Below are 3241 nucleotides of genomic sequence, written 5' to 3'. Positions count from 1 at the left end.
CCCGTGAGATTTCCCTTACGGCAAAAACTCGCGCTTTAGGGGGCGTTTTACAAATGCTCGCAAAATGTGGCGGAAAGCCTGGCCGCGCTTTGCGATCTTGGTTTTGTTGCTCGCGTGTGGCTCGCAACCGCGGAATCGCTGCAGGGGCTTTGAGAATAAAATTTTTCTCGTCCGTTTCCCGCGAGTTTTTCCTTACGGCAAAAACATCCAAATTTAAACTTTTTTCGAAATGTCCTTATTAAAAATCATGTTATATGTAGCGATTTTTTTATAAGCAGTAGGAATTTTTACAGAACAAATTTCTGTTAACTTCTATTATGTGGCTATGGAAAAAAATCAGAATCAAAATAAAGTCGTGATTTCTGAAAAAGAAAAACTCAGACGAGAAAAAATGCTTTACGGAAATCAGGCAAAAATACTTTTTGCAATCGCGCTTCCGCTGGTGTTTTACAACTCAATCGGACAAATTTTCCAGTTCATCGACACTTTCATTGCAGCAAACATGAGCGCAAAAGTAGTCTCTACGGTTTCCTTCGTGGCACAAATCGAAAAAATGCTCCTTGCGGTGGGAAGCGGACTCTCAATCGGCGGGGGAGTTTTAATCGGGCGCAGTTTTGGTTCTGGCGACATGGACAAAGTGCGCTCGCTAATCTCAACGATTTTTTTTATAGCACTCTCAATCGGCGCGGCGATTCTCGTTCTGGTCATTCCGCTCATGTACCCGCTTCTGCGCCTGTGCAAAATGCCAGACGAACTTTTGGCACAGGGAACTCTTTATTCAAGCCTCGTGGTTTTCAGCATAATATTTCAGTTCGTGAACACAATTTTCTTTTCGATTCAAAAGGCTCGCGGCGACACAAAAATCATAATGTGGGGAAATCTCCTCGTAATTTTTCTAAAAACTTCTATTAATATACTTACGATGAACCTAATAAAAAACGGATTCATTGAGAATGAAAAAGGAATTTATTTTCTTCCGATTGCAACGCTCATCGCTCACGGTTCACTCACTTTGATTGCGTTAAAAAATCTCACCTCAAAAAAGAATCCGTTCAGGCTCAGCATAAAAAAATGCACGTTCACAAAGAATTTCGTAAGCCAACTTTCAGGCCTTTCGATTCCGGTCTTCCTTGAGAAATTTATTTTTGCCATGGGAAAAACAATCGTAAATGCGCTTTGCTCAGGATTCAGTCCAACGGCGGTAGGCGCGCTGGGCGTAAGCGACAGAATCTGCGGATTTGCGACAAATCCAATAAACGGATTTCAGGAAGCAGAATCAAGTCTTGTTTCAAACAATATCGGGAACAAGAACATAAAGCGGGCCATAAGTTTTTTTTACCGTTCGCTAATTTTCTCAACAATTTTTGTGCTGGTCGTTTTTACGATTACAGGAATTTTTAAAAGTGAAATCATCGGTGCGTTTGCCAAAGGAAATGCAGAATTTGCGGCAGAAATCGACAAGATTTATTTTCTTGAACGACTCGACACAATCCTTATTGCCATAAATGTGAGCGTAATGGGACTTTTGTACGGTTTTGGAAAAACAAAAGTCGCGATGATTCTGAATATCGTGCGTCTTTTTGTGTACAGAATTCCTCCACTCCTGATTTTTATGAAAGTGCCATTCTTTTACGAAAAACTCGGCATTTACGCAGTAGGACTCGCCATGCTCATTTCAAACAGCTTGGTCGGCATTACGGCAGGAATCGTCGCAGTGATTTTTATACGCAAAGCCAGAAAAAATGAAAATTGAAAATTGACTATTAATTTCGACACAGATAGACACAGATAAACACTGATGGGACGCAGATGAAATGGAAAATGGAAAATGGAAAATGGATGCTTCGACTACGCTCAACTACCGTTAATTGCAAAACCAAGCCAAAAATCTGGGGTGGTAGCGTAGGCGGGGCAGAAAAATGATTTCGACCGTTCGCGACCGAAGGGAGTCGGATACCTCTTACGGTCGTCATCATTTTTATGAAACGCCGAAGCGGACACCCCAGATTTTTGCCACTGCAAGTCGATAATCTGAAGTTTCACTTGTGCGTTTCCCTTTACGGGGGTTTTTTATATAATGAGAGACAATCAAAAACGAGAGGAGCGAAAAATGGCACAGAACACGATTGGAACGATTTTTAAGGTAACGACATTTGGCGAAAGTCACGGCGCAGGACTTGGGTGCATTGTGGACGGTTGCCCTGCGGGACTCAAAATCGACGAACAAAAAATTCAGGCGGCTCTTGACCGACGGAAGCCTGGGCAAAGTTTTGCGGGAAAAAACAACGCTTCCGTTACGGCGCGAAAAGAAGACGATAAAGCCGAAATATTGAGCGGAATTTTCGAAGGCAAAAGCGAAGGCACGCCAATCGCAATCGTGATACGAAACACTTCTCAGCACTCAAAAGATTACGGAAATCTCGTTAACACATTCAGGCCGGGACACGCAGACTTTTCGTTCTTCTCAAAATACGGATTCCGTGACTACCGCGGAGGCGGACGCTCAAGCGGAAGAGAAACCGCAGCCCGCGTGGCGGCAGGAGAAATCGCACGGCAGATTCTGGAAGCGCACTTTCCGCAAATAAAAATCACCGCATACACGGAGCGTGCGGCAGGAATCTCAATTCAAAAAGTTGACTTTTCCCAAATTGAAGAAAACTCACTTCGTGCCGCAGACAACGAAGCCGCCGCAAAAATGAACGCAAAAATCGAAGAAATCCGAAAGCAAGGCGACAGTACCGGCGGAATCGTATCTTGCCACGTCTCAGGAATTCCGGCGGGACTCGGAGAGCCTGTATTCGGAAAACTCGACGCGGAACTTGCAAAGGCAATTCTTTCGGTGGGAGCAGTTAAGGGAATTGAATTCGGGGCAGGCTTTGCCGCGGCAGATTTGCTCGGAAGCGAGAACAACGACAACATGCACGCTTCGTCCGACAAAAAATCCGTAGAATTTGACTCGAACAATGCGGGCGGAATTATTGGCGGAATCTCGAACGGAAACGAAATCGTCTTTAGGGCGGCAATAAAACCCGTGCCGAGCATTTTTAAAAGCCAAAAAACAGTCTTCGCAAACGGAAACGGACTTTTTGGCGATACGGATTTAGTTATAGAAGGCCGGCATGACGTTTGCCTTTGCCCAAGAATCGTGCCCGTAATCGAAGCAATGACAGCCATAACGCTCGCAGATTTGCTCCTTCAAAACAAGGCAGCAAAACTCTAGTATAACGAATAACAAATAAGA

At 44.2% G+C, this 3241-nt stretch carries 2 protein-coding genes; both read left to right on the top strand.

Features of this window, described 5'->3' with window-relative positions; genetic code table 11:
* The first annotated feature begins 325 nt into the window (after nucleotides 1–325).
* Entirely contained in the window at nucleotides 326–1753 is a 1428-nt protein-coding gene (locus JI65_RS16655) for an MATE family efflux transporter (protein WP_191018291.1), read from the top strand.
* A 357-nt stretch (nucleotides 1754–2110) separates the two neighbouring features.
* The gene (gene aroC, locus JI65_RS16650; protein ID WP_191018290.1) at nucleotides 2111–3220 is read left to right on the top strand and encodes a chorismate synthase; all 1110 of its coding nucleotides are present in this window, start codon (nucleotides 2111–2113) and stop codon (nucleotides 3218–3220) included.
* Nucleotides 3221–3241 lie beyond the last annotated feature (21 nt).

The organism is Treponema zioleckii, assembly GCF_014737315.1.
In the GTDB taxonomy this organism is placed as follows: domain Bacteria; phylum Spirochaetota; class Spirochaetia; order Treponematales; family Treponemataceae; genus Treponema_D; species Treponema_D zioleckii.
Note: the sequence above shows the minus strand (reverse complement) of the source record. Positions and strands in the feature narration are given on the sequence as shown.

What these genes read in the sequence shown, in the direction of transcription:
- JI65_RS16655 (WP_191018291.1), top strand. Translation starts at nt 326, where the DNA reads ATGGAAAAAAATCAGAATCAAAATAAAGTCGTGATTTCTGAAAAAGAA.
- aroC (WP_191018290.1), top strand. Translation starts at nt 2,111, where the DNA reads ATGGCACAGAACACGATTGGAACGATTTTTAAGGTAACGACATTTGGC.